22 protein-coding genes are annotated in these 26,861 nt (G+C 70.3%); 8 read left to right on the forward strand and 14 right to left on the reverse strand.

Annotation, left to right across the window (positions count from 1 at the left end; genetic code table 11):
- Positions 1-147 precede the first annotated feature (147 nt).
- The 5 genes from ABGB05_RS18780 to ABGB05_RS18800 form a co-directional block, all read right to left on the reverse strand.
- Complete coding sequence (locus ABGB05_RS18780) at positions 148-801, reverse strand: CGNR zinc finger domain-containing protein (protein ID WP_347654726.1); 654 nt, start codon at positions 799-801, stop codon at positions 148-150.
- Positions 802-805: 4 nt separating this feature from the next.
- The gene (locus ABGB05_RS18785; protein ID WP_347654727.1) at positions 806-1,654 is read right to left on the reverse strand and encodes an MBL fold metallo-hydrolase; all 849 of its coding nucleotides are present in this window, start codon (positions 1,652-1,654) and stop codon (positions 806-808) included.
- 294 nt (positions 1,655-1,948) lie between these two features.
- A complete protein-coding gene (locus ABGB05_RS18790; protein ID WP_347654728.1) occupies positions 1,949-3,259 on the reverse strand; it encodes a hypothetical protein in 1,311 nt (436 codons plus the stop codon).
- 156 nt (positions 3,260-3,415) lie between these two features.
- Positions 3,416-3,721: a hypothetical protein gene (locus tag ABGB05_RS18795; protein ID WP_347654729.1), complete on the reverse strand. Its 306-nt coding sequence runs from the start codon at positions 3,719-3,721 to the stop codon at positions 3,416-3,418.
- Positions 3,722-3,736: 15 nt separating this feature from the next.
- On the reverse strand, positions 3,737-4,855 hold the full coding sequence (locus tag ABGB05_RS18800; RefSeq protein ID WP_347654730.1) for a hypothetical protein: 1,119 nt from the start codon (positions 4,853-4,855) through the stop codon (positions 3,737-3,739).
- Between the two features lie 534 nt (positions 4,856-5,389).
- On the opposite strand from ABGB05_RS18800, the gene araB reads away from it, so the two are divergent.
- From araB to mmsB, 6 genes are all read left to right on the forward strand, one after another.
- Positions 5,390-7,090: a ribulokinase gene (gene araB, locus ABGB05_RS18805; protein WP_347654731.1), complete on the forward strand. Its 1,701-nt coding sequence runs from the start codon at positions 5,390-5,392 to the stop codon at positions 7,088-7,090.
- Positions 7,087-7,764, forward strand: coding sequence for an L-ribulose-5-phosphate 4-epimerase (locus ABGB05_RS18810; RefSeq protein WP_347654732.1), 678 nt, complete (start codon positions 7,087-7,089; stop codon positions 7,762-7,764). The genes araB and ABGB05_RS18810 overlap by 4 nt, the downstream gene beginning before the upstream one ends.
- 26 nt (positions 7,765-7,790) lie before the next feature.
- The gene (gene araA / locus ABGB05_RS18815; RefSeq protein WP_347654733.1) at positions 7,791-9,308 is read left to right on the forward strand and encodes an L-arabinose isomerase; all 1,518 of its coding nucleotides are present in this window, start codon (positions 7,791-7,793) and stop codon (positions 9,306-9,308) included.
- A gap of 70 nt (positions 9,309-9,378) precedes the next feature.
- Entirely contained in the window at positions 9,379-10,506 is a 1,128-nt protein-coding gene (chvE, locus tag ABGB05_RS18820; RefSeq protein WP_347654734.1) for a multiple monosaccharide ABC transporter substrate-binding protein, read from the forward strand.
- A gap of 76 nt (positions 10,507-10,582) precedes the next feature.
- A complete protein-coding gene (mmsA, locus tag ABGB05_RS18825) occupies positions 10,583-12,112 on the forward strand; it encodes a multiple monosaccharide ABC transporter ATP-binding protein (RefSeq protein WP_347654735.1) in 1,530 nt (509 codons plus the stop codon).
- A gap of 6 nt (positions 12,113-12,118) precedes the next feature.
- Positions 12,119-13,375, forward strand: a complete 1,257-nt coding sequence (gene mmsB, locus ABGB05_RS18830; protein WP_347654736.1) for a multiple monosaccharide ABC transporter permease — start codon at positions 12,119-12,121, stop codon at positions 13,373-13,375.
- Positions 13,376-13,502: 127 nt separating this feature from the next.
- On the opposite strand, the gene ABGB05_RS18835 is transcribed toward mmsB, so the two are convergent.
- Entirely contained in the window at positions 13,503-14,438 is a 936-nt protein-coding gene (locus ABGB05_RS18835) for a cyclase family protein (protein WP_347654737.1), read from the reverse strand.
- Between the two features lie 191 nt (positions 14,439-14,629).
- Here ABGB05_RS18835 and ABGB05_RS18840 point away from each other — a divergent pair, with 191 nt between their 5' ends.
- Entirely contained in the window at positions 14,630-14,824 is a 195-nt protein-coding gene (locus ABGB05_RS18840) for a hypothetical protein (RefSeq protein WP_347654738.1), read from the forward strand.
- An 84-nt stretch (positions 14,825-14,908) separates the two neighbouring features.
- On the opposite strand, the gene yjfF is transcribed toward ABGB05_RS18840, so the two are convergent.
- The 4 genes from yjfF to ABGB05_RS18860 all read right to left on the reverse strand — a co-directional run bounded on the left by yjfF (position 14,909) and on the right by ABGB05_RS18860 (position 19,607).
- Positions 14,909-15,925: a galactofuranose ABC transporter, permease protein YjfF gene (gene yjfF / locus ABGB05_RS18845; protein ID WP_347654739.1), complete on the reverse strand. Its 1,017-nt coding sequence runs from the start codon at positions 15,923-15,925 to the stop codon at positions 14,909-14,911.
- A gap of 34 nt (positions 15,926-15,959) precedes the next feature.
- Complete coding sequence (locus ABGB05_RS18850; RefSeq protein ID WP_347654740.1) at positions 15,960-17,030, reverse strand: ABC transporter permease; 1,071 nt, start codon at positions 17,028-17,030, stop codon at positions 15,960-15,962.
- Positions 17,027-18,553, reverse strand: coding sequence for a sugar ABC transporter ATP-binding protein (locus tag ABGB05_RS18855; RefSeq protein ID WP_347654741.1), 1,527 nt, complete (start codon positions 18,551-18,553; stop codon positions 17,027-17,029). Before ABGB05_RS18855 ends, ABGB05_RS18850 begins: the two co-directional genes overlap by 4 nt.
- 76 nt (positions 18,554-18,629) lie before the next feature.
- The gene (locus ABGB05_RS18860; RefSeq protein WP_347654742.1) at positions 18,630-19,607 is read right to left on the reverse strand and encodes an ABC transporter substrate-binding protein; all 978 of its coding nucleotides are present in this window, start codon (positions 19,605-19,607) and stop codon (positions 18,630-18,632) included.
- 473 nt (positions 19,608-20,080) lie between these two features.
- Between ABGB05_RS18860 and ABGB05_RS18865 the strand changes: the two genes are divergently transcribed.
- Entirely contained in the window at positions 20,081-21,109 is a 1,029-nt protein-coding gene (locus ABGB05_RS18865) for a LacI family DNA-binding transcriptional regulator (protein WP_347654802.1), read from the forward strand.
- Between the two features lie 19 nt (positions 21,110-21,128).
- Here the strand turns inward: ABGB05_RS18865 and ABGB05_RS18870 are convergent, their stop codons facing one another.
- The 4 genes from ABGB05_RS18870 to ABGB05_RS18885 form a co-directional block, all read right to left on the reverse strand.
- Positions 21,129-22,130, reverse strand: coding sequence for a LacI family DNA-binding transcriptional regulator (locus ABGB05_RS18870; RefSeq protein ID WP_347654803.1), 1,002 nt, complete (start codon positions 22,128-22,130; stop codon positions 21,129-21,131).
- Between the two features lie 234 nt (positions 22,131-22,364).
- On the reverse strand, positions 22,365-23,900 hold the full coding sequence (locus ABGB05_RS18875) for an alpha-N-arabinofuranosidase (protein ID WP_347654743.1): 1,536 nt from the start codon (positions 23,898-23,900) through the stop codon (positions 22,365-22,367).
- 289 nt (positions 23,901-24,189) lie between these two features.
- Entirely contained in the window at positions 24,190-25,242 is a 1,053-nt protein-coding gene (locus tag ABGB05_RS18880) for a LacI family DNA-binding transcriptional regulator (RefSeq protein WP_347654744.1), read from the reverse strand.
- 112 nt (positions 25,243-25,354) lie between these two features.
- On the reverse strand, positions 25,355-26,650 hold the full coding sequence (locus ABGB05_RS18885; protein ID WP_347654745.1) for a DUF1996 domain-containing protein: 1,296 nt from the start codon (positions 26,648-26,650) through the stop codon (positions 25,355-25,357).
- Positions 26,651-26,861 lie beyond the last annotated feature (211 nt).

Consider the following 26,861-nt stretch of genomic DNA (forward strand, 5'->3'; position numbering starts at 1 on the left):
ACGATCTTGGGTGTACGCAGCGCAATCGCCCACCCGGTTCGGCCGCTCACTGAGCGCAGTCCCGGGCGAGCTCCGACGAAACAGCGGATATTGACAGCAAGCGCCACATGATCTAAAACGCCGACGGCGGGCGCCCGGCGCGAGCGATCAGTCCGGCTGGCGCCGACGCGCCCGGTGGGCACGCAGGTTCGTCGGGTACCCACAGACGCGTACCGAGTGCCACACCCCGCTGTTGTTACGCGAACGGTCGAAGAAGGCCACCCGGCAGCGGGGATTTCGGCAGGTCTTGAGCCGACGCCGGACGTCGCCGAGCTGCGCCTCGAACAGCGCCGCCAGGACGACCGACATCAGCAGGTCGGCCCCGGTCCCGGCTGGTTCGAGATGGACGGCTCCGGTCCCGTCGAGCCGGAGCACGGCACCGGCTCGGCGGGGACCGGTCGGGACGGCGTCAGCGGGTCCGGACACCGGGGGCCCGGGGTCCGACTCGGCACGGAGCCGGGAGTCGATCTCCTGCCACAGTCGGTCACGGAAGGCCCGCAGGTCCCGGAGCCCGGCGGAATCGAGCACGATCCCGGAGACCGGCCGCCCGGTGACCGCCGACCACCGGGCCGTCGCGTCGTTGGCCCACCGTGCGGCACTCGCCAGGTCGCCGAGGAGGTCCGGTTGCCTCGGTACCCCGGCGTCCACCGTGTTGAGCAGATCCTGGACGAGCCCGAGGCCGTCCGGAGCCGGTTCGAGGTCGTAGCGCGCGGTGGCGGGCCACGGTGCCGGAACCGCGGCTGGCGTGGGCGGGGGCGTCATCGGGTCACTTCCCGATCAGGCCGAGCGCCCCGTACCACGCCGGTCCCCGGTTCACCCAGTCCGGGTAGAGCCGGATCATCTCGTCGAAGAACTCCCGGGCGGTCGACTTCTCCGTCAGCAACCGCTCCACGTCCAGCAGGTACTTCCGGGTCAGGTCGACGCAGACCGGGTCGTCCGAGCGGTCCCGGTTCTTGTGTCCGGCGACGACGGCGCGGGGTGCGAGTTCTTCGACACGGTCGAGGGCTTCGAGCCATTCCCGCAGGCCACCATCGACGGTTTCCAGGAGGTACTGGTGGACGCCGTTGTAGACGACGTCACCGGCCACCACGAGGCCGATCGAGGGCACGTGCAGGACGGTGGTCTGGTCGGTGTCGGTGTGTCCGGTCTCGACCGCCCGGACGGGGTTGCCCTCGAGCAGGAACCCTTCGGCGGGGACCGGCACGGCGACGACCGGTGACTCCGGGATCAGTCCCGGGAAGACCCGGTCGAACAACTGCTCGCGTCCGACGGTGGCCTGCTGGTGCATGACCTCGATGGTGCCGGGCGTCGCGTAGGCGACGGCGCCGGGGAAGCGCTTGAGCAGCTCGTTGGTGCCGAACCAGTGGTCCCCGTGTCCGTGCGTGGCGTAGACGTACGCGAGACGCCGTCCGGAAGCCTCGACCCAGTCACCCACCTGCGCGATCTGCTCCCGGGTGAACGGCGGGTCCACCAGGAGCGCCTCCTCGGCGCCGTAGATCAGCGTGGACGAGAGCGGATTCCAGTAGATCGGTGATCCGTCCGGCATGCGCTGCTCACCGGCCCGGGCCGGACCGTCGGAGACGAACACCTCGTAGGACAGGACAGCTGCGGCCATGGCTCCCCCTCGATGACGGCTGCGGTCGCCGGGTCGGTCCGAGCCGCGCTCGGACGTCCCTGGCCAATGAAATAACCGTAGCCCGGTCACCTATTACAAAGCCCGTTTTCGCAGGTGTTCCGCGTCACCCACGGCAAGAACGGCACACGCCCCGGGCGACCGGCCCGGGCAGGGGACCACTTCCAGGATCGGGCACGACCGGCGGGAAGAGGTCCGTTCCGCGCAGAACGAGGCCGTCGAGGGGGACGTGGGCGAGGGTGTCGGGCCGCCAGCGTGCCGCTGCCGCCGGCGAACCTAGAACCGGCCGTTGTCGGCCACCGGCATCGGCTGGTGGTAGTGCTGGTGGTGGTGATGCGCACCGACCTCGGCGGCGACCGGCTCGGCAACCGGTTCGGCGGCCGGCTCAGCGGCCGGCTCGGCCGACGCGGCAGCCTCCAACTCGGCGACGGTCTCCTCGGCGGCGGCACGGGCGGCGTCCGCCCGGACCGCCACCATCCGGTACTCGCCGGTCTCGGCACTGATCGCCGCCGCCGCCATCACCGCCGCCGCGGCCCGGTCGGCCACCCGCTTCGCCTCACGCTGCACCCGGGCCCGGACCTCCTGGGCGTGCCGTTCGGCGGTGTCCGCCGCCCGCCGCGCCTCCTCCAGCCGGTTGAGTTCGGCGGTGAGGTCCTGCCGCACCTCGCCGAGACGCTGCTGCAACTGGGCGATCTCGTGTTCCGCCGTGGCCCGCTCCTGACGCGACTGTCCGAGCCGCTGCTGCGCGGTCTCCTGGGCCGCCTGGAGCTGGGCCAGCGCCTGCTGCCGGGACTCGATCTCCTCCTGGACCGTGGTCAGCTGCTGTTGGGCGGCGGCAGCCTGCTCCTCGGCGTGCCGACGCAGGTCGGTCACGTACTGCTGGGTCTCCGCCTGACGTGCGGCGTTCTCCTGCTCGACGACGCTCTGCTGGCGGGCCAGCTCCGCCTCGGCGGCGGCCCGCCGTTCGTTCAGTTCCCGCTCGACGTTGGCCTTCCACTGGGCCAACTCCTGCTGGGTCTGGCCACGGGCCGCCTCGATCTCCTGGTGGACCCGCATCCGCGCGGCCTCCACCATCGCCTCGGCCTCGCTGCGCGCCTGTTCGATCTGCTGGGCGCTCTGCTCGTTGATCCGCAACGCCTCCTGCTCGGCCCGGGCCTGGGCGGCCTCGCCGTCGGCGATCAGCTTCTCGGCCCGCTCACGGCTCTCGGCGAGCAGCCGCTCGGCCTCGTTCTGATGCTCGGAGGCCCGCTGCGCGGCGGTGTTCACGATCGCCTCGGCCTGCTTCTCGGCCAGCGCCAGGATCTGGTCGACCATCGGGCCGAGATCCCGGAAGGAGGCCCGGTCCACCTGCGCCGGCCGCTGGCTCAGCTCGCTCAGCTCCGCCTGCACCTGCTGCAGCTGCGCGGTCACGTGCTGGAGCTGATTGTACGCCTGCCCGCGTTCGGCGGTCAGCTTCGACACCTCGGCGGAGACCTGGGCGACGTACTGCTCGACCTGTCGCTTGTCGAAACCGCGCAGTACGGACTCGAAGTTCGGCCGTGAGATCATGTCCTCGGTTAGGCCGAAGAAGTCCTGCCCTTGGGACATGCGTCATCCTCCATACGATCGCGGACCCGGTCCCGACGGCTCGGCTACGGGCGGGGTAGGGCGCAACCGGCGGATCATATCTGTCAACGGCACCCGGTTGCGGATCCGGCTCGGATTTTTTCCCGCACCGCGGATCGCCGGTCCGGCACCGGTACCTCAGGTGCCGACGATCCGGATGCCCTGTTCGCTGGCCAGCCGCTCCTCGAACCCGCGCGCCTCCTCGGCGTACCGGGCCTGCGCCTCGGGCGACAGCGCGTCCGGGTCCTCGCCGACCTTCTCCAGCAACCCACCGAGCGCCTCCCCGTACGCCCGGCTGGTCAACGCCTCCCGGAGCGTGACGTGCCCGGACAGTACGGCGTCGGCGACCTCCCGCAGCACCTCGTCCGCGGACGTGCGTTGGAGGTTGCGGAGCAGCCCGTGCCGCAGGTAGTCGACGACCTCGTCCTGGCGGAGTTCCTCCACGTCAGTCCCGCTCCCCTAGCCTGTCGGCGCGACCGGTCCGGCCTTGTCCTGTGTGAACCTGTACGGCGCCGTCGGCAGCGGAAGGGCACAGATCCGGACTCCGTTGCTGCCGTTGACGTTGGTCAGGCCGTAGTTGATGGACTTGATGATGGTGTCGAGTTTCGCGAAGATGCCGTTGAACTCGGTCCAGAGGTCGTACGCCTGCTTGATGAGGTAGGCGGCGACGCCGTACCCGATGACTCCGCCGACCACCGTCTCGATGGTCGCGGTGCCGGCCACGATCGCGACGCCGATCTCGATGAGCTTGTCCAGCAACAGGCCCAGCACGGCGCCGGCCAGTTCGAACTCCTGGTACGCCAACTTGGCCGCCTGGTGGTACTCCGCGCCGACCGATCGGTAGACACCTTCCTGCGCGCTGATCGCCTGCCCCAGTCGCAGCAGGTAGTCCCGGCACCCGTCGGCCGCATTGCCCCGCCACACCGCCGGCAGGTCGTTGGCGAAGGCAACGACGTTGTTGCCGAGACACTCGACGGCCGCTCCGGCGTTCTGGAACTCGCTGCCCGCTCTCCACAGCCCGTTCCAGTCACCAGCGATCCACTCCAGGAAGAACTCGAAGATGTCGTAGTTGAAGAGCTGGTAGATGATGTTGCGGATGTGCGCGCTGGCGCTCAACGTGTCGGCCAGATGGTTGAACTGGTATTCGAAGTTCGGCGCCTCCCGCATGTGGTTGCCCGGCTCGAGGTACCACTCCACCCCGTGGACGCCGCTGTCCTTGAAGAGCCGGCCGGTACGAGGCGGTGGAAGCTCCCTGAACCGGCCCTCGTCCTGTCCCACGAAAAAGCTGTCCAGGGCCCGGGCCGCCCGGTCGTCGGACTCCCGGTAGCGTTTGCCCGCCGCCTCCACCGCCCGGCCGGTGTCGCTGAGCAGCAGCGCGATCCGCTGCGTGTGCTCCTGTCCCCACCGGTACGTGTGCTGCACACCGCCCCGTACGGCGTTGAGGAGTCCCTCTCGGCCGGGTGGCAACTCCGCGTGGTGGGTCAGTCGGTACTGGATCTGGGAGGCATCGAGAAACGCCTCCTCGAGAGCCTTGGCCAACTGCTCGAGGCCGGCGTCGTCGACATGGAATTCGGCCAACCTCTGTCCTTCCCCCCGCACATCGGTCGAAGGAAACGCACCTGGAACCACCGAACCATCACGCGTGACGTTCCGACAACACTCACCGTGTTCGGAACAGTTCCGAACGCCTGTTCCGGGCCACCCTCGCCGGACCGTCCGGCGGTCCGTCGGCCGGTGCCGGCCGCTCGGCTCCGGCGTGATCGACAGTTATGATTGGTCGGTCCCCGGCGGGCTGGCCGGGAGGAGACGTGGCGCGGTGGTGGAGCGGCGGACCGGCGGCAACCGGGAGCGACCCGCACGCCGACCCGCACGCCGGGCTCGACCGACGGTCGGTTCTGTTACCGCTCACAGCAACGCTTCGACCAGCCGGCGGTTGCCTGTCAGCTGGCGCGGCCGATCGACGACTGACGAGGCGAACTGCACGTTACGGCAACCTGACCAACGTTACCCAAGCGTTACCTGCCCCGGTTGACCGGGCAAAATGTTAGCGATAACAATGTGCCTCACGACACGGCTGTCGCCGTACGCCCCCAGCACACCGAGGTGCCGCAGATGACGCATGACCAGTCGGAAGCTCTTGTCGTCGGGATCGACTTCGGCACGCTCTCCGGACGCGCCGTGGTCGTCCGGGTCTCCGACGGTGCCGAACTCGGTTCCGCGGTGCACGAATACCCCCACGCGGTGGTCACCGAGGCGCTGCCGGGCAGCGGCACGCCCCTCGGCCCCGACTGGGCTCTCCAGGTCCCCGGCGACTACGTCGACGTACTGCGCAAGGCGGTCCCCGCCGCGATCGCCGCCGCCGGGGTCGACCCCGGCCGGGTGGTCGGGATCGGCACCGACTTCACCGCCTGCACGATGGTCCCCACCCTGGCCGACGGCACCCCCCTGTCCGAACTGCCCGCCTTCGCCGACCGGCCGCACGCCTACGTCAAGCTCTGGCGCCACCACGCCGCGCAACCGCAGGCCGACCGGATCAACCAGCTCGCCGCCGATCGCGGCGAATGGTGGCTGCCCCGCTACGGTGGGTTCATCTCCTCGGAGTGGGAGTTCGCCAAGGGGCTGCAGGTCCTGGAAGAGGACCCCGAGGTCTACGCCGCGATCGTGCACTGGGTCGAGGCCGCCGACTGGATCGTCTGGCAGCTCACCGGCAGCTACGTCCGCAACGTCTGCAGCGCCGGCTACAAGGGCATCCGCCAGGACGGTCGCTATCCCGACCCGGAGTTCCTGGCCGCGCTCAACCCCGACTTCGCCGACTTCGTCAGCAAGATCGACCAGCCGACCGGCGAGCTCGGCGCCCGCGCCGGCACCCTCTCCGCCCAGGCCGCCGAGTGGACCGGCCTGCCGGCCGGGATCGCGGTCGCGGTCGGCAACGTCGACGCGCACGTCACCGCCGCCGCCGGCCAGGCCCTCGACCCCGGCCAGATGGTGGCGATCATGGGCACCTCGACCTGCCACGTGATGAACGGCGCCGAACTGCGCGAGGTCCCGGGCATGTGCGGCGTGGTGGACGGCGGCATCGTCCCGGGACTGTGGGGCTACGAGGCCGGGCAGAGCGGCGTCGGCGACATCTTCGCCCACTTCGTACGCCGGCACGTTCCCCCGGACTACGTCGACGCGGCCCGCGCCGGCGGCATCTCGGTACACGAGCACCTGACCCGGCTGGCCGCCCGGCAGCGGATCGGCGAACACGGCCTGATCGCGCTGGACTGGCACAGCGGCAACCGTTCGGTGCTGGTCGACCACGAGCTCTCCGGCCTGCTCGTCGGGGAGACCCTGGCCACCCGCCCGGAGGACATCTACCGCGCCCTGATCGAGGCCACCGCGTTCGGCACCCGGACCATCATCGAGACGTTCACCGCCGCCGGGGTGCCGGTCACCGAACTGGTGGTCAGCGGCGGACTGGTCCGCAACAGACTGCTGATGCAGATCTACAGCGACGTCACCCGGCTGCCGCTGGCCCGGATCGTCTCCGACCAGGGACCGGCGCTCGGGTCGGCGATCCACGCGGCGGTCGCCGCCGGGGCGTACCCGGACATCCGGGCCGCCGCCGCCCGGATGGGCGGGGTCGAACGGGGCGTCTACCAGCCCGACGAGGCCGCCGCCGCCCGGTACGACGAGCTGTACCGCGAGTACCGGGAACTGCACGACCACTTCGGACGGGGAGGGAACACCGTGATGCGCAGACTGCGGGCCATCCAACGGCGGGCGCTTACCGAACCGGCACCTGCCGGTGACGAGCTGGTGACCCGGTGACCCGGACCGTGGCGGCGGTCGCCGAGACCATCGCCGTACTCCGTCGTGAGGTCGCCGCGCTGCACGCCGAGCTGCCCCGTAACCAACTGGTGGTCTGGACCGCCGGCAACGTGTCGGCCCGGGTGCCGGGCGCCGACCTGCTGGTGATCAAACCCTCCGGTGTCGCGTACGACGAGATCAGCCCGGCGAACATGGTGGTCACCGACCTGACCGGCACGCTCGTCGACGGCGACCTCGCGCCCTCCTCGGACACCGCCGCGCACGCGTACGTCTACCAGCACATGCCTCAGGTCGGCGGGGTGGTGCACACCCACTCGACGTACGCCACCGCCTGGGCCGCCCGGGGTGAGCCGATCCCCTGCGTCCTCACGATGATCGCCGACGAGTTCGGCGGTGAGATCCCGGTCGGGCCGTTCGCGCTGATCGGTGACGACTCGATCGGCCGGGGCATCGTGCAGACCCTCGCCGGACACCGCTCGCCGGCGGTGCTGATGCGCAACCACGGCGTCTTCACCATCGGCGCCACCGCGAAGGCCGCGGTGAAGGCGGCCGTGATGTGCGAGGACGTGGCCCGCACCGTACACATCGCCCGCCAGCTCGGCACCCCGCTGCCGATCGCCGAGCGGGACATCGACGCGCTGTACGCGCGCTACCAGAACGTCTACGGGCAGTGAATCTGCCACCGACCGGAGGGTCCGTCATGCCGAGCAGCAGCAAGCCACAGGTCTGGTTCCTCACCGGGAGCCAGCACCTGTACGGTCCGGAAACGCTGGCGCAGGTCGCCGACCAGTCCCAGCGCATCCAGCGTGAGCTGGTCTCCTCCGGCCGGCTCTCCGTCGAGCTGGTGTGGCAGCCGGTCCTCACCGACGCGGCGGCGATCCGCCAGGTGATGCTCGCGGCCAACGCCGACCCGGCCTGCCTCGGGGTGATCGCCTGGATGCACACGTTCTCCCCGGCCAAGATGTGGATCACCGGTCTGGACGCGCTCCGCAAGCCGCTGCTGCACCTGCACACCCAGCTCAACCTGAGCCTGCCCTGGCAGTCCATCGACATGGACTTCATGAACCTCAACCAGGCCGCGCACGGCGACCGGGAGTTCGGTTTCGTGCAGACCCGGCTCGGGGTGGCTCGCAAGACCATTGCCGGACACGTCTCGGATCCGCGTACCGTCGAGCGGGTCGACGGTTGGGCCCGGGCCGCGGCCGGCGTCGCCCACCTGCGCGGACTGCGGCTGGCCCGGTTCGGCGACAACATGCGGGACGTGGCGGTCACCGAGGGCGACAAGGTCGAGGCCGAGCTGCGGTTCGGCTTCTCGGTCAACACGTACGGGGTCAACGACCTGGTCGCCGCGGTCGACGCGGTCGAGGACAAGGCGGTCGACGCGCTGGTCGCCGAGTACGCCGACGTCTACCGGCTGGCGCCGGAACTGGTCCGGGGCGGTGACCGGCACGACTCGCTGCGCTACGCGGCGCGGATCGAGGCGGGGCTGCGCCAGTTCCTGACCGCCGGGGACTTCGGCGCCTTCACCACCAACTTCGAGGACCTGGGCGGGCTGCGCCAGTTGCCCGGCCTGGCCGTGCAGCGGCTGATGGCCGACGGCTACGGCTTCGGCGGCGAGGGCGACTGGAAGACGTCGGCGCTGCTGGCCGGGGTGAAGGCGATGGGCGCCGGCACCGGCCGGGGCACCTCGTTCATGGAGGACTACACCTACCACTTCGGACCGGGCGAGCCGAAGATCCTCGGCGCGCACATGCTGGAGGTCTGCCCGAGCATCGCCGGCGGGCAGCCGTCGTGTGAGATCCACCCGCTGAGCATCGGCGGCCGGGAGGACCCGGTGCGGCTGGTCTTCGACGCCGCCCCCGGCCCGGGCGTGGTGATCGGCATGGTCGACCTCGGCGACCGGTTCCGGCTGGTGGCCAACGAGGTCGAGGTGGTCACCCCGGACGAGCCCCTGCCGAACCTGCCGGTCGCCCGGGCGGTGTGGAAGCCGGCGCCGAGCCTCTCCACCTCGGCCGAGGCGTGGCTCACCGCCGGCGGACCGCACCACACCGTACTGACCCAGGCGGTCGGTGCCGAACCGCTGCGGGACTTCGCCGACATGCTGCACACCGAACTGCTGCTGATCGACGAGCACACCACCGCCGTCGACTTCCGGGACCGGATGCGCTGGAACCAGGCATACCACCGGCTCGCCCAGGGCATTCCGACCAACCGTTGAGCACCGCCGGTCGTCGGCCGGCACACCACGGACGGGTCCACCGAATCCGCCACCGATGAAGGAGAGAACAATGAAGTTCACCCGGCTCGTGACGGCGGCCACCGCCGTCACGCTGGCCGCCGCCCTGTCCGCCTGCGGCTCGAGCACCAAGACGGTGGACGAGAAGCCGCAGGCCGGTGACAACGCCGGCGCGCTGATCGGGGTCACCATGCCCACCAAGCGATCCGAGCGCTGGGTCGCCGACGGCGACAACGTCAAGAAGCAGCTCGAGGCGCTCGGCTACAAGGTCGACCTGCAGTACGCGGAGGACGACATCCCGACGCAGGTCAACCAGCTGGAGAACCAGATCACCAAGGGCGCCAAGCTGCTGATCATCGCGTCCATCGACGGCACCGCGCTGACCAGCCAGCTGGAGCAGGCCAAGGCGGCCAACATCCCGGTCATCGCCTACGACCGGCTGATCCGCAACAGCCCCAACGTCGACTACTACGCCACCTTCGACAACTTCAAGGTCGGGGTGCAGCAGGCGACCTCGCTGCTGGTCGGCCTGAAGCTGCTGAAGGAGGACGGCACCCCGGGCGAGGCGAAGGGGCCGTTCAACGTCGAGCTGTTCGCCGGCTCGCCGGACGACAACAACGCCACGTTCTTCTTCAACGGGGCGATGAGCGTGCTGCAGCCGTACATCGACAAGGGCACCCTCAAGGTGGCCAGCGGCCAGACCGACTTCAAGACCGTGGCGATCCTGCGCTGGGACCCGGGTACCGCGCAGAAGCGGATGGAGGACGTGCTCACCTCCACGTACCGCAGTGGGGCGAAGGTCGACGGCGTGCTGTCGCCGTACGACGGCCTGTCGATCGGCATCCTGTCCGCACTGAAGAGCGCCGGCTACGGGGTGGCCGGGCAGCCGTACCCGGTGGTGACCGGTCAGGACGCGGAGAAGGCGTCGGTGAAGTCGATCATCGCCAACGAGCAGTTCTCCACCATCTACAAGGACACCCGTAAGCTCGCCGAGGTGACCGTGAAGATGGCCGACGCGCTGCTCAAGGGCGGCACGCCCGAGGTCAACAACACCAAGGACTACGACAACGGCAACAAGGTGGTGCCGTCGTACCTGCTCGACCCGGTGATCGTCGACAAGAGCAACTACAAGCAGGCGCTGATCGACAGCGGCTACTACACCCAGGCCGACCTGAGCTGACCCGGCGGTCCCGCCCCGTGGCCGTCGGCCACGGGGCGGGTCCCGTCATGGGCACCCGCGGAAAGCAGTGAGGACCATGAGCGACCACATCCTGCAGATGCGCGGCATCACCAAGTCGTTTCCCGGAGTCAAGGCGTTGCAGGACGTCAACCTGTCGGTGCGCCGGGGACAGATCCACGCCATCTGCGGCGAGAACGGCGCGGGCAAGTCCACGCTGATGAAGGTGCTGTCCGGGGTCTACCGGCACGGGACGTACGAGGGTGAGATCGTCTTCGACGGCGAGCCGTGCCGGTTCTCCGGGATCCGGGACAGCGAGCAGCGCGGCATCGTCATCATCCACCAGGAACTGGCGCTCGCCCCGCAGCTGTCGATCGCGGAGAACATCTTTCTCGGCAACGAGCGGGCCCGGCGGGGCCTGATCGACTGGAACCGGACCAACCACGAGGCCGCGCTGCTGCTCAAGCGAGTCGGCCTGGTCGAGAACCCGACCACCGTCGTCTCCGACGTCGGGGTGGGCAAGCAGCAGCTCGTGGAGATCGCCAAGGCGCTCTCCAAGGAGGTACGGCTGCTGATCCTCGACGAGCCGACGGCCGCGCTCAACGACGAGGACTCGGCGCACCTGCTCGACCTGCTCCGGGGGCTGCGCGACGAGGGCATCACCTGCGTGATCATCTCGCACAAGCTGAACGAGGTGATCTCGATCGCCGACGCGATCACCATCCTCCGGGACGGTCGGACCATCGAAACCCTCGACATGGCCACCGACCAGGTGACCGAGGACCGGATCATCTCCGGCATGGTCGGGCGCGACCTCGACCACCGGTTCCCGCCGCGCGAGCCGAAGATCGGCACGGAGGTGCTGCGGATCGAGGACTGGACCGTCTACTCCCCCGTCCAGCACGACCGGCGGGTGGTCAGCGGCGCCAACCTGACCCTGCGCCGGGGTGAGATCGTCGGGCTGGCCGGGCTGATGGGCGCCGGCCGCACCGAGCTGGCGATGAGTGTCTTCGGGCGGTCGTACGGGCACCGGATCTCCGGGCGGATCGTCAAGGACGGTCAGCCGATCGAGCTGCGCAGCGTCCAGGACGCGATCCGGCACGGCATCGCGTACGCCACCGAGGACCGGAAGCGGTACGGACTGAACCTGATCGAGGACATCAAGCGGAACGTCTCCGCCTCGGGGTTGGGCAAGCTGGCCCGGCGGGGCTGGGTGGACGACAACCGGGAGTACCAGGTCGCCGACGGCTTCCGCCGGGACCTGAACATCAAGGCGCCGAACGTGCTCAGCGTGACCGGCAACCTCTCCGGCGGAAACCAGCAGAAGGTCGTACTGTCCAAGTGGATCTTCACGGATCCGGACGTGCTGATCCTCGACGAGCCGACCCGGGGCATCGACGTCGGTGCCAAGTACGAGATTTACACGATCATCAACCGGTTGGCCGACGAGGGGAAGGCGATCCTGCTGATCTCCTCCGAGCTGCCCGAACTGCTCGGTCTGTCGGACCGGATCTACACGCTCTCGGCCGGCCGGATCACCGGCGAGGTGCCCCGGGCGGAGGCCACCCAGGAGCGCCTCATGACATACATGACCAAGGGACAGGAGTAGACCGCGATGACCAGCGTCGCACCAACCAACGCCGACCTCGCGGTCGACAGCACCCCGGCCGCGCCGGGCAGCCCCGACGGCGCTCCCCGCCGGTTCACGATCAACCTGCGGCAGAGCGGCATCTACATCGCCTTCGCCTTCATCGTCGTGCTGTTCTCGGTGCTGACCGGTGGCGACATGCTGCAGCCGCAGAACATCAGCAACATCGTGGTGCAGAACTCCTACATCCTGATCCTGGCGATCGGGATGATCATGATCATCATCGCCGGGCACATCGACCTGTCGGTCGGCTCGGTGGTCGCGGTCTGTGGCGCGGTCACCGCCGTACTGACCGTCAACCACGGCGTACCGTGGCCGCTGGCGCTGCTGATCACCCTGGTCGTCGGTGGTCTGATCGGCGCCTGGCAGGGTTTCTGGATCGCCTACTTCGGCATCCCGGCGTTCATCGTCACCCTCGCCGGCATGCTGCTGTTCCGCGCGCTGACCCTGACCACGCTCGGCAACCAGGGCATCGGCCCGTTCCCGGACGAACTGCGGACCCTCTCCAACGGGTTCACCGAGGGCTACCTCGGCAACGTCGGCCTCGGGCCGCTCGGCGGCGCGGACCTGTTCAGCCTGCTGATCGGCCTGGTCGCGGTCGCCGGCATCGCGACCACCCAGTGGCGGTCCCGGGCCGCGCGGATCCGCTACCAGCAGACCGTCGACCCGATGCCGGTCTTCCTGCTCCGGATCATCATGCCGTCGATCGTGCTGCTCTTCGTGGTGGTGCAGTTGGCCCGGTTCCGCAACCTGCCGTGGGTGCTGGTGCTGTTGACCGGACTGGTGATCGGCTACTCGGTGCTGACCAACCGGTCCGTCTTCGGCCGGCAGATCTACGCGGTGGGCGGCAACCTGCACGCCGCCACGCTCTCCGGCGTGAAGGTCAAGTCGGTGATCTTCTGGATCTTCGTCAACATGGGCGTGCTCGCCGCCCTCGCCGGGGTCATCTTCGCCGGCCGGCTCAACCAGGCCAACCCGGTCGCCGGCAACCAGTTCGAACTGGACGCGATCGCGGCGGCGTTCATCGGCGGCGCCGCGGTCCAGGGCGGGGTCGGCCGGATCGTCGGGGCGATCACCGGCGGCCTGATCATGGGTGTGATCAACAATGGGATGTCCCTGCTGAACGCACCCTCGGAGCGGGTCATGCTGGTCAAGGGCCTGGTCCTGCTGGCCGCCGTCGCGTTCGACGTCTGGACCAAGCGCCGCGCCGGCGCCGCCCGCTGACCCCGGTCCACCACCGGGTACGACCACACGGGTCCGGCCGCCCCTCGCCGGTGGCCGGACCCGTCGTCGCGGCAGCGCGTGAGAGCGGCAGCCACCCGCGCACCGGCCCGGCGGGTCGCAGCTCAGGTCAGAAAGTGGCGATCGGGTTGACCGGGCTGCCGGACGTACCGGCGAAGCGGACCGGCGCGACCGCGAGCTGGAAGTCCCACTGGCCGAGCTCGGCAGCCGTCGTCGCGCACCCCTCCAGGTCGCAGTTGTCGAGCAGCCACAGACCCATCGCGACGAGACCCACGGCGTGCACCGGCATCAACACGTCCTCGTACCCCGACGGCTGCACGTCCTGGGGGGTGTCGGCGCCGATCAGCGCGACCTCCCGTTCCTGGAGCCACGGCAGGCAGGACGCGTGCCAGCCGGCCTGCGTGACACCGCCGGCCGCACCGGCCTCGTGGCGGAAGCGGCCATAGCCGGTCCGCAGCAGCACCGCGTCGCCGGACCGGACCCGCACACCCTGGCGCCGCTCGGCCTCCTCGAGATCCTCGGGAAACACGGCCTGCCCCGGCTCCAACCACGGCACCTCGCGGACCCGCGCGATGTCCAGCAGGATCCCACGCGTGACGATCCCGTTCGCCGCCGCCGTGACGGCCGCCCACCCCGATCCCGTCCCGGCGTCGACCAACGAGTGCGACCGCCCGTTGTACATCGTGCCGTCCCAGAAGATGTGGCACGGCGAGTCGACGTGCGTGACCGTGTTGCCGTGGAAGGTGATGCCGAGCCGTTCGGACGAGAAGCCCCAACGCCGGTCGGCATGGAAGGCGGGCGGCATCTGCTCGGCACCCGGCATGTCGGCGGCGCACGGACACGTCGTCGTCGCCCGCTCCATCTCCTCCGGTACGGCAACCTCCCACGCGCACGACACGCTCCTGCCGTGGCGCACAGCCCGGGCCGCCGCCAGCCGGACGTCGTCGGTGATGTGGTTCAGCGTCCCGAGCTGGTCGTCGTCGCCCCACCGTCCCCAGTTCGACAGCGTGCGGAAATACCCGAGCACGTCGTCCTGTGTGGGCATCGGTCGCCCTGCCGTCATCTCCGCATCGACTCCTCCGGTCACGCGCCTCGAGGCACCGCAGGCAGGTTATCCCGGCTCTGCCCGACGTACGGGGACCCGCCGAGCCGGTATGACACCAGATCACGACCTACGGCGCCCGGATCACACGGATTGCGACCAGCCCGACCGGCCCGTTCCTCGACCGCAACGGGGTGCCGTTGACCTCCGGCGACGGCACCGAGATCCTGCCCGGACACGGCGGCGTGCACGGCCCCGGCCACCAGGCGGTCCTCGCCGACGTCGACGGCGACGTCCTCTTCCACCACTACTACGCCGACAACGGCACGGCCCTGCTCGGCATCAACCTGCTCAACTACGACGCCGCCGGCTGGCCGTACGTCCACTGACCGCCGTACGTCCACTGACCGCCGGCCGTGAACCGTCGCCGACGGTACGGGAGTCCGGGCGGCCGCCCGCCCGGACTCCCCCGGTCAACGGCGCGTCCGGTGGGTGACCAGCCGCTGCAGCAGGATGAACGCGAGCAGCAGCACCCCGATCACGATCCGGGTCCACCACGAACTGAGATCCCCCTGGAACGTGATGATCGTCTGGATCAGCCCGTAGACCAGCACCCCGAGCACCGTGCCGAAAAGGTAACCGGAGCCGCCGGTGAGCAGGGTTCCGCCGATCACCACGGCGGCGATCGCGTCGAGTTCCATGCCCTGGGCGTGCAGGCTGTAACCGGAGAGCATGTAGAAACTGAGCAGTACGCCACCGAGCGCCGAGCAGAACCCGCTGATCGTGTAGACCACGATCCGGGTACGACCCACCGGCAGTCCCATCAGCCCGGCCGACTGCGGATTGCCGCCGACGGCGTACACGGTCCGGCCGAACCGGGTGTACGCGAGGACGTACGCGGCGACCAGCACCACCAGCACGGCGACGACCGCGCTGATCGAGACGAAGAACCCGCCGAACGCGAGCCGCTGCTGCGCGACGCCGGTCCAGAACGGGTCGGCGATCGGCACCGACGCGTCGCTGATCAGGAAGCACAGGCCCCGGGCCAGGAACATCCCGGCCAGGGTGGCGATGAACGGCTGCACCTCGAAGAAGTGGATGATGCAGCCCATGCCGAGGCCGATGGTGGTACCGACGAGCAGGACCAGGGGCAGCACCACGGCGGCCGGCCAGCCGGCGTTGAGCAGTTCCGCCGCGATCAGGGTGGTGAGCGCGACGACCGCCCCCACCGACAGGTCGATGCCGCCGGTGAGGATCACGAAGGTCATGCCGACCGCGACCACGAGCAGGAACGCGTTGTCGACGAAGATGTTCAGCACGATCTGGGTGTCGGAGAAGCCCTCGTAGTTGACCACCCCGACGCCGTACATCAGGACCAGCAACCCCAGGGTGGCGAGCACCGGGACGTGCCGCTGGTTCGGTCGGTAGCCGCGGCCACGGACGCCGGCGGCGGTGGCCGCCGGCGGCGTCCGGGTCTCCAGGTCGGTCATCGCGCCTCCTCGCTCTGCACGTGCTCCCGCCGGCTCACACCGGCACCTCTGTCCGCGCCGTGGGCGGGGCCGGATCGGGTACGTCCGGTCCGCGCCGTCGCCGGCCGAGGACCCGGGCCCGGAAGGCGGGTGACTGGGCGAGACAGAGCACCACCACCACGATCGCCTTGAACAGCAGGGTGGTGTTGGTCGGTACGCCGATCGTGTAGATGGTGATGTCCAGCGTCTTGATCACCAGGGCGCCGATCACACTGCCGAGGACGGAGAACCGGCCGCCGGCCAGCGCGGTGCCGCCGATCACCACCGCGAGGATCGCGTCGAGTTCGATGAGGTTGCCGGCGTTGTTGCCGTCCGCGCTGGAGACGTTCGAGCTGACGATCAGGCCGGCCAGACCGGCGCAGAAACCGGCGAAGACGTACACCAGCACGGTGAGCCGGCGGGCGTTGACGCCGGCCAGTCGGCTCGCCGTGGGATTGCCGCCGACCGACTCGATCAGCAGGCCGAGCGCGGTACGCCGGGTGAGCACCAGGGTGCCGGCGACCATCACCGCGACGATGAGGACCGAGACCGGGAAGGTGAGCCAGTAGTCTTTTCCGATCACCTCGTAGGGGCCGGAGTTCACCGTGATGATCTGTCCGTCGGTGACGAGCTGGGCGACCCCGCGACCGGCGACCATGAGGATCAGCGTCGCGATGATCGGCTGGATGCCGACGGCGGCGACGAGCAGTCCGTTTCCGGCGCCGAGCAACAGGGACAGGCCGAGCGCGAGGGCGACCGCGCCGAGCACTCCGCCGAGGCTGTTCTGGTCGCCGAGTCCGACGATCCACCAGCAGGCGACCGCTCCGGAGATGGCGACGACCGAGCCGACCGACAGGTCGATGCCGCCGGTGGCGATGACCAGGGTCATGCCGAGGGCGACCAGGGCGAGCGGGGCGGCGGAGCGCAGGATGTCGATCAGCGAGCCGTAGAGGTGGCCTTCACGTACCTCGATCGACAGGAAGCTGGGCGTGAAGACGAGGTTGCCGACGATGAGCAGCACGAGTACGCCGACCGGCCAGACCAGCCGGTGGCGGAGCAGGGCAGACAGGGTGGCCGGGGATGTCATGCCGCACCTCCACTGGCGATGGTCCGCATGATCCGGTCGGCGTCGACGTCCTCGGAGTTCTCCACCTGCTCGACCATCCGCCGGTCGCGAAGTACCGCGATCTTGTGGCTCAGCCGTAGCACCTCCTCGAGTTCGGCGCTGATGAACAGCACCGCCATCCCGCCGTCGGAGAGTTCGACGACAAGCCGCTGGATCTCCGCCTTGGCGCCGACGTCGATTCCCCGGGTCGGCTCGTCCACGATCAGCAACCGGGGCTCGGTGATCAGCCAGCGGGCGAGCAGCACCTTCTGCTGGTTTCCGCCGCTGAGGTGCCCGACCCGGGCCTCCGGGTCCGCCGGTCGGATGTCCAGTGCGCGGACGTACCGGTCGACAAGCTCGTCCTGGCGGCGTCGCGGAATCGGCCGTGACCAGCCGCGGGCCGCCTGGAGGGCGAGGATGATGTTCTCCCGGACGGTCAGCTCCTCGACCAGCCCCTCGGTACGCCGGTTCTCGGAGCAGAAGGCGATCCGGTGTCCCATCGCGTTCCGGGGGTTGCGGAGGCTGACCTCGGCACCGTCGATCCGGAGGCTGCCGTGGTCGGCCCGGTCCGCGCCGAAGAGCAGCCGGGCCACCTCGGTACGCCCCGAGCCGAGCAGGCCGGCGAGGCCCACCACCTCCCCGGCGTGGATGGTGAGGCTGAACGGGGCCACCGCCCCGTCGCGTCCCAGTTCCCGGGCGTCGACGACCGGTTCGCCCCGTTCGACGGTGGCGAGTGGACGTCGGGAGTGTTCGGCCAGTTCGTCCAGGGTGGCGAGCTCCTTGCCGATCATCCGACCGACGAGTTCCAGCGGGGAGAGTTCGGCGACCCGGTACTCGCCGATCAGTCGCCCGTTGCGCAGCACGGTCATCCGGTCGGCGATCTCGTAGACCTGGTCGAGGAAGTGCGAGACGAACAGGATCGCCACCCCCTCGCTCTTGAGTTGGCGCATGACCCGGAACAGCTGGGCGACCTCACCGGCGTCCAGGCTGGACGTCGGCTCGTCGAGGATGAGCACCTTGGCGGAGACGTCCACCGCCCGGGCGATCGCCACCATCTGCTGCACGGCCAGCGAGTACGTGCCGAGCGGCGCGGTGACGTCGATGTCGAGCCCGAGCCGACCGACCAGTTCACTGGAGTGGCGCCGCAGTTCGGCCCAGCGGATGGCGCCGAGGCGCCGGGGTTCGCGGCCGAGTTGGATGTTCTCCGCCACCGAGAGGTTGGGGCAGAGGTTGACCTCCTGGTACACGGTGCTGATGCCGGCCTGTTGGGCCTGCGGCGGGCCGGTGAACCGGACCGGTTCGCCGGCCAGTCGGATGTCGCCCTCGTCGATGTCGTAGACCCCGGTCAACACCTTGATCAGGGTCGACTTCCCGGCGCCGTTCTCGCCCATCAGGGCGTGCACCTCGCCGGGCAGCATCCGGAAGTCCACCCCGGCCAGGGCGACCACGCCGGGGAACCGCTTGCTGATGCCGGTCATCGTGAGGATCGGTGCTGCCTCGGCCATGTCCTCCCCGTCCCGAGCCCGCCGCCCCGGCCTGGTTCGGCCGGGGCGGTCGGTGTCCCGTCGTCGCTGATCGTGCTCAGTACTGGCGCTGCGGGAGCACGGCCTTCGCCTGCTCCTGGGTGAAGGTGGTCTCCTCGGTCACCACCCGGTCCGGGACGGTCTCCCCGGCCACGACCTTCTTGGCGAGGTCCATCAGCTGTGGCCCGAGCAACGGGCTGCACTCGACGATGAAGTTGATTTTGCCGTCGGCGAGGGCCTGCATGCCGTCGCGCACCGCGTCGACGGTGATGATTGTGATGTCGACGCCGGGCTTCTTGCCGGCCGCCTCGATGGCCTCGATCGCGCCCAGGCCCATGTCGTCGTTGTGCGCGTAGAGCACGTCGATGTCGGTGTGCGCCTTGAGGAACGCGTCCATCACCTCCTTGCCCTTCGCCCGGGTGAACTCACCGGTCTGCGAGGCGATGACCTTGAACTTCGGGTCAGCCTTGATCACCTCCGCGAAACCGTCGCGACGGTCGTTGGCCGGGGCGGAACCGGTGCTGCCCTGCAGCTCGACGATGTTCACCTGCTCCGACTTGCCCTGGTACGCCTCGACCAGCCACTGACCGGCCTTCTTGCCCTCCTCGACGAAGTCCGAGCCGAGGAAGGTCTTGTACAGCGACTTGTCCGGCGAGTCGATGGCCCGGTCGGTGAGGATCACCGGAATGCCGGCGTCCTTCGCCTCCTTGAGGACCGTGTCCCAACCGGACTCGACCACGGGCGAGAAGGCGATCACGTCGACCTTCTGCTGGACGAAGCTGCGGATCGCCTTGATCTGGTTCTCCTGCTTCTGCTGGGCGTCGGAGAACTTCAGTTCGATGCCCGCCTCCTCGGCGGCCTTCCGTACCGAGTCGGTGTTCGCGGTACGCCACCCGCTCTCCGCACCCACCTGCGAGAAACCCATGGTGATCCGGCCGTCGTCGGCGCCGCCGGACCCGTTACCGCCACCGCAGGCGGAGAGCGTCGCGGCGACCAGCACGCCGCCGAGCACCGCCACGGACCATCTCTTGAACACTGCGCCCTCCTGTCGTCTGCCGCCGGCAGGGCGGCGGATCGGTCCGCGCCCCCGGCGCGGCTCGCCGGCCTGCCGGCCGGTCGAGGTGAACGATCACATTTCTGATCTTGAGGTGCTGACTGACGATCGACGGTGATGGAGCTGCCACCGGGACAGTCCCGGCGCGGACGACAGATCAGAGCGGAGCCACGTCCACCACGGAGCGGTCGGTGTCCTTCATCACATGCCGCGTGCGAGAATGTTACCGTTCTCTATCTCGGCGTCAAGACCGACTGCGAGAACGTTTCCGGCGCGTTACCCACCGCACCGACGAGCGCTCGACCGAGGCGGTGTCGGCCGAACACCGCTCACGGCCGGTAGAGTGTGATCGGTAACATCAAGATCAGGAGGATCACGTGCGGTTGAATCCCCCGCCCGGAGACGGAGACACCGGACCGGCTGAGGCGGCGCGGATCCGCCAACGCGGCTCGGTCATGCGGGACGTCGCCCGGCTGGCCGGCGTGTCCCACCAGACCGTGTCGCGGGTGCTCAACGACCACCCGAACGTCCGCCAGGAGACCCGGCTACGGGTCCTGGAGGCGATGCGGGCGCTGAACTACCGGCGCAACCTCGCCGCTCGTACGCTGGTCACCCGCCGGTCGCGCACGCTGGGCATCATCGGTTTCGAGACCACGCTGTTCGGGCCCGCCTCGATGCTCTACGGCATCGAGGACGCCGCCCGGCGGGCCGGCTACTTCGTCAGTGTCGCGACGGTGCCGAACCTCGACCGTCAGTCGATACTCGACGCCATCGACCGGCTCTGCCAACAGTCGGTGGAGGGAATCGTCGCGATCGCACCGAAGCCCACGGTCACCAACGCGCTGCTGCAGGTCCCGGCCGGGCTGGCCAGCGTCGGAGTGGGCGGCGCGGTCGACGACGACGCCGTGCCCACCGTACGGATCGACAACGCCGACGGAGCCCGGCTGGCCACCCAGCACCTGCTCGACCTCGGCCACGCCACGGTCCACCACGTGGCCGGTCCGCCGGACTGGCCCGAGGCACACGAACGGATCGAGGGCTGGCGACGTACCCTTTACGCCGCCGGGGCGATCGTGCCCCCCGTCGAGCCGGGCGCGTGGACCGCCCGCTCCGGCTACGAACAGGGCAGGTTGTTGGCCGCCGACCCCTCGGTGACCGCGATCTTCTGTGGCAACGACCAGATCGCGCTCGGGGTGCTGCGTGCCCTGCACGAGGCCGGCCGCCGGGTGCCCGAGCAGGTCAGCGTGGTCGGCTTCGACGACACGCCCGACTCGGAGTACTTCATCCCGCCGCTGACCACGGTCCGGCAGGACTTCGCCGAACTCGGTCGGCGCAGTCTCACGGTGCTGCTCCACCAGATCGACCAGCAGCACGACGCGGCACCGCCCGACCACGTGGTGCTCGCGCCGGAACTGGTGGCCCGGGCCAGTACGGCCAGTCCGGGCCGAGCCCGCCGCCGCACCCGCGCACCGCTGTCGGATTGAGCCGCCCGGTCGACACGGTTCAGCCGGGCGGTGCCGCGACGCTGGCCCGGCGGACCAGGGTCGGCGCGACGGTCCGACGCAGAGTGCCGGGATCACCGGGTCCGAGCTGGGCCAGCAGCAGGTCGAGACTCGCCTCGGCCACCGCGGCGAAGTCGGGGCGCACCGTGGTCAACGGCGGCATAAAGTACGCCGCCTCCGGCACGTCGTCGAAGCCGACCAGGCTGACCTCGTCGGGCACCCGGCGGCCGGACTCACTCAGCGCCCGCAGCACACCGAGCGCGAGGTGGTCGTTCGCGGTGAAGACGGCGGTGACCTCCGGCATCCGGGCCAGCAGCTGACCGCACCGGTAGCCGGAGGCGGCGGACCAGTCCGCCGGCATCACCGGCGGTACCTCGGCACCCGCCGCCAGCAACTCGTCCCGCCAGCCCTCGATCCGGCCCGCGCTGTCGAACCAGTCCGCCGGCCCCGAGACGTGCCACACCGTACGGTGGCCCGCGTCCAGCAGATGCCGGGTCGCCGCCCTGGCACCGGCGATCTGGTCGACGGTGACCAGCGGCACCGGCCGGCACGGATCGCCGTCGACGGTGACCAGGGGCACGTCCTTGGGCAACCGCTCCAGCGCCTCTCCGGCCGACTCGACCGGCGCGATCACCACGATGCCGGCGACCCGGTGGGTCAGGTGCCGCTCGACGACCGCCGAGATGGAACGGTGGTCCAGGTTGCGGACGCTGCCGACACTGACCGCGAAGCCCGCCTCGGCGGCCGCCTGTTCGAAGGCGGCCAGCAGGGACGCCGGGCCGTAGAGGGTGGTGTTCTGCGCCACCACACCGATCACCTGCGAGCGGCCGGTGACCAGGGCACGGGCCGCGCGGTTGGGTCGGTAGCCGAGTTCGGCGATGGCGGCCTGGACCCGCAACCGGGTCTGCTCCCGGACGTTCGGGTGCCCGTTGAGCACTCGCGACACCGTCTGGTGGGATACCCCGGCGAGGCGGGCCACGTCGGTCATCGCGGGATCGCGCATCACCATCTCGCTCCCCCGCCTTCCCGCCGCCTACGTCCGTCTCCCGCCGGCCCTGCCGGGGTCGCGTCCTCTCGGGCGCGACGGCCACGGCGGCACCGCAACGGTGACGGGCGGGTGCGGGGATCTCCGCCAGTGTAGGTGAGTGACTCCCGAGCAACCGGCCCGAGGTGGCCCGGCCACCAACGGTGGCCGGGCCACGGGTGCCGCCGGCCTCAACGTCGGGGCCGACCGGCGTCAGTCCGCCCGACGGCGCAGCCGGACCGCGTTCCAGGAGACCCGGGGAAGCTCCACTGTGGCGGTGCCGGCCTCGACCGGGCCAGCGTCGGCCGGACGCAGGGTGACCCGGTCGGGAGCCTCGGCCGTGTTCGTCGCGGTCAGGTCGTCGTCGGTGAGCGTCCACGCCTCCGCGACGTCCCACTCGCCACCGAACCGGCTCAGGTCGACCGTCAGCCGGACCGGCTGGTGCTGGTCGCGGTTGACCGCGAAGAGGACCACGTCCCGGTTGGCCGGGTCGTGGGTGGCGACCGCGTCCACCACCGGCACCTCGCCGTACCGCTCGGTGACGTAGGTCGGCGAGTCGAGCCGGGTGGCGAGCACGTCGCCCCGGGCCAGCGCGGCGGTCCGGGCGAACGGGTGGAAGATCGTCTGTCGCCAGGCCGGACCACCCGGTTCGGTCCGGATCGGCGCGATCACGTTGACCAGCTGGGCCAGGCAGGCCGCGGTGACCCGGTCGCTGTGCCGGAGCAGGGAGATCAGCAGGTTGCCCACCACCACGGCGTCGGTGACGTTGTACTCGTCCTCGATCACCCGGGGCGCCACCCCCCACTCCGCCGACGTCGGCTGCCCCAGCTGGCCCTGCTGCTCCTGGAAGCGGGTCAGGTACCAGACGTTCCACTCGTCGAACGAGATCATGATCTTTTTCTTGCTGCGCAGCCGGGCGCCCACACTGTCGGCGGTGGCGACGACGCTGTCCACGAAGTGGTCCATGTCCACGGCGCTGGCCAGGAACGAACCCCGGTCGCCGTCACGCTCCTCGTAGTAGGCGTGGCAGGAGATGTAGTCGACAAGGTCGTAGGTGTGCTCCAGGACCGTGGCCTCCCAGGCGCCGAAGGTCGGCATCGACGACCCGGAACTGCCACAGACGACCAGTTCCAGGTCCGGCTCGGCGGCCCGGAGCGCCCGGGCGGTGTTGGCGGCGAGCAGCCCGTACTCCTGGGCCGTCTTGTGGCCGATCTGCCACGGCCCGTCCAGCTCGTTGCCGAGACACCACATCCGGATCCCGTACGGCTCCTTCGCGCCGTTGGCCCGACGCAGGTCGGACAGGTACGTCCCGCCGCCGTGGTTGACGTACTCGTGCACGTCGAGCGCCTCCTGCACGCCCCGGGTGCCGAGGTTGACCGCGTACATGATCTCGAGGTCGGCCCGGGACGCCCAGCGGGCGAACTCGTCGACGCCGACCTCGTTGGTTTCGACGCTGTGCCAGGCCAGGTCCCGGCGGCGCGGCCGGTCCGCGACCGGTCCGATGCCGTCCTCCCACCGGTAGCCGGAGACGAAGTTGCCACCCGGATACCGCACCACGCTCACCCCCAGTTCCCGGACCAGCGCCAGTACGTCGGTGCGGAAGCCGTCCCCGTCGGCCAGCGGGTGTCCCGGCTCGTAGATGCCGGTGTAGACGCACCGTCCCATGTGTTCCACGAACGATCCGAAGGTACGGCGGTTGACCGGGGCCACCACGGTGGCGGGGTCCAGGGCGACAGCGGCGTTGAGCATGAACGATCCTTCCGGGGGTGCTGGTGTCACAGGGGCGGCCACCGGGCGCCCGGGGCGGGGGGGGTACGCCACGGCAACCCTCGGGCCGCACCGTGACGGTAACGCCGGCCGGGACCGGCACGTCCGGCGGGCGGTGTCTGTCGACGGATGGGGAAGGGTAGGCGATGCCGGGCACTCGGACAGCCGGGGGGCCGGCGGTACAGCGGGGACGCCGTCCGTTCCCCCGCCGAGCACCGGTCGAGCCGCGGCTGACCGTCGTACGTCCGCTCTTCCCGGCCGGTGCAGGTGTTCAGGCCGACTGCCGGACGACCAGGGTCGGGGCGAAGATGACCGAGCGCGCCGCCCGCTGCGGGTCACGCAGTTGGGCGAGCAGCAACTGCGCCATCTCCCCGGCCATCTCCTCGACCGGCTGGCGGACCGTGGTGAGCTGCGGATGCGACTCCCGGGCGGCGATGCTGTCGTCGAAGCCGACCACCGCGACGTCCTCCGGCACCCGGTGGCCGCGCTCCTGGAGGGCCCGCACCGCACCCTCGGCCATCAGGTCGTTGGCGACGAAGAGGCCGTCGATGTCCGGGTGCCGGTCCACCAGCCGGTGGGTCGCCGCCTCGCCACTGCCCCGGGTGAAGTCGCCCCGGACGAACGGCACCTCGACCCCGAGGCGGGCCGTGACCGCTGCTCGGAAGCCGGCAAGCCGGTCCTGCCCGGCCGGCATGTCCTGCGGACCGCAGACGGTGGCCAGCCGGCGCCGACCCCGGTCGACCAGATGCTCGGCGGCCAGCCGGGCACCGGCCTGCTGGTCGACGTCGACGTAGCTGACCGGCACCGGACGGCCGGGTCGGGCCGACAGGACGGCCGGGATGCCGAGGTCGACCAGGTGTTGGGACAGTGGGTCGGCGCCGTGACTCGAGATGAGCAGCACCCCGTCGACGTGCCCCTGCCGCAGGTAGCGGGTGACCATGTGGTGGGCCGGCGGGTCCGCCGGAATGATGACGAGGTGGATGCCCCGGGGGCGGAGCACCTCCTGCGCCCCGGCGGTGACCCGACCGATGTACGGATCCGTGAAGATCCGTTGCAGGAACGGCGCCTCGTAGCCGTTGTGCCCGGGCGCCTCCGAGACGATCAGGGCCATCGAGTCGGTCCGTCGGGTGACGAGGGAACGGGCGGCGAGGTTCGGAACGTACCCGGTCTCGGCTATCGCCCGCTCGACCGCGGCCCGGATGCGCGGGTCCACGGTGGGCACCTCGTTGATGACCCGGGAGACGGTGGCCCTGGACACCCCGGCCGCCTCGGCGACCTGCTCGAGCGTGGGGCGTCCCGTCGCGTCCGCCTGGCGGGCCGTCATGGCACAGTTATAGCACCAGCGGTCACCGCGCCCGGCCCCGTCGCCGGGCCCCCTGGGCACCGGCCGGACGCCCCGCCGGCCCGGGTGACCGGGCCGGCGGGAGTGGTGTCGGTCACGGACGGCCGTCGGTCCCGCACTTGATGATCGGCCGGATGCAGTCCCGGACCCGACGGGCCAGTTCCTCCTCCGGCCAGGCGTTGAAGAAGTCGCCGTGCATGGTGAACCCTCCGCCGGAGGCCAGTCGGAAGCGTGACGCCGGGCCGTTGACCGGGTACCGCAGCACCTGGCGCAGCTTCGGCACCGGCACCGGGTGGGTGGCCGGGCAGTCGCCGCCGACCGGGTACGCCATGTGGCTCTTGTGGTCCGGCGAGTCGAGGTCGCGGCCGTTCCAGCACTGTGGGAAGTCGAGGTAGGACTCCAGCATGCTGTCGGCCGGGCAGGTGATGAAGTCCTTCGACGCCCCGACCTCGTTGTGGTGCAGGCACGACCACCGGGAGATGGTGGTCTCGTCCGGTCCGGTGGCACGGGCGTTGCCCGCGACGATCCGCAGGCCCAGCGGGAACGGCTGGATCCGGGCGATCACGTCGTCCCGGACCCCCTCGCCCAGGTAGTAGAAGATCCCGGTGACCGGCTCCACCGGCTGGTTGTCGGCGTAGAGGGTGGGAACCCAGTACGACGACGTGTCGACCACCGGGTTGCAGTTGGTGGCACCGGCGAGCAGGTCACCGACGTTGGTGTACGCGTTGGTCACCCGGCTGCCGAAGAAGCTGTGCATGTGCGAGGCGCCCGGCAGGTTCGGGTAGATGATCGGGTCGTCCGGCAGCCGGTGGCTGAACGGGCAGTCGGCGAGGAACTCGGAGACCCGCACGATCGGCCCGCCCGGCGGCGGGTTGGTCGGCGGCGGGGTGCCCCCGGTGCCGTGCACCTCGAACTCCCAGAGTGAAACGCCGAACTGGGTGGCCCGCTGGGTGGCGTACAGCCGGACGTACCGGCCGGTGCCGGAGACGGCGAGGTCCTGGACGCCGCCGGTCCCGTTCGTGGTGGTGTGGATGGTGGTCCAGGTGTTGCCGTCCGACGACGTCTGGACGGTGAACGTCCGGGCGTACGCGGCCTCCCAGCGCAGCACGACCCGGTTGACCGTGGCGGTGGCGCCGAGGTCGACCCGCAACCACTGCGGGTCGGCGAAGGCGCTGGACCAGCGGGTGCCGGGGTTGCCGTCGACCGCGTTCGCGGCGGGGCTGCCGCCGTTCTCGGCGGAGGAGGCGGTGGCCGGGCGGCCCCGGGAGAGCAGGACGTCGGCGGCGGCGGCCGGTGCGGCGCCGGCCACCAGGTAGCCGCCGAGCAGGGCGAGCAGGGCGACGGCGAGCGAGAGGGTACGCGGCCGTCTGCGGAGGGTGGTCCGGTACATGACGACTCCTACTGGTAGACCCGGACGTGGTCGGCGTGCATCCGGGCGGGGACGGCGTGCTGCCGCCGGGCGGTGGACGACCCGGTCCATCGGTAGTCCCGGGGTGGACGGTGGAGGGGAGAGAGCGACAGAGAGAGCGCTCTCTCATCTTTTTACTTTGACCGACACATGGCCATGTGTCAATGTAGATCCATCCCCCTGCTGATCAACC

It is taken from the genome of Plantactinospora sp. B5E13 (assembly GCF_039871775.1).
GTDB lineage: Bacteria > Actinomycetota > Actinomycetes > Mycobacteriales > Micromonosporaceae > Plantactinospora.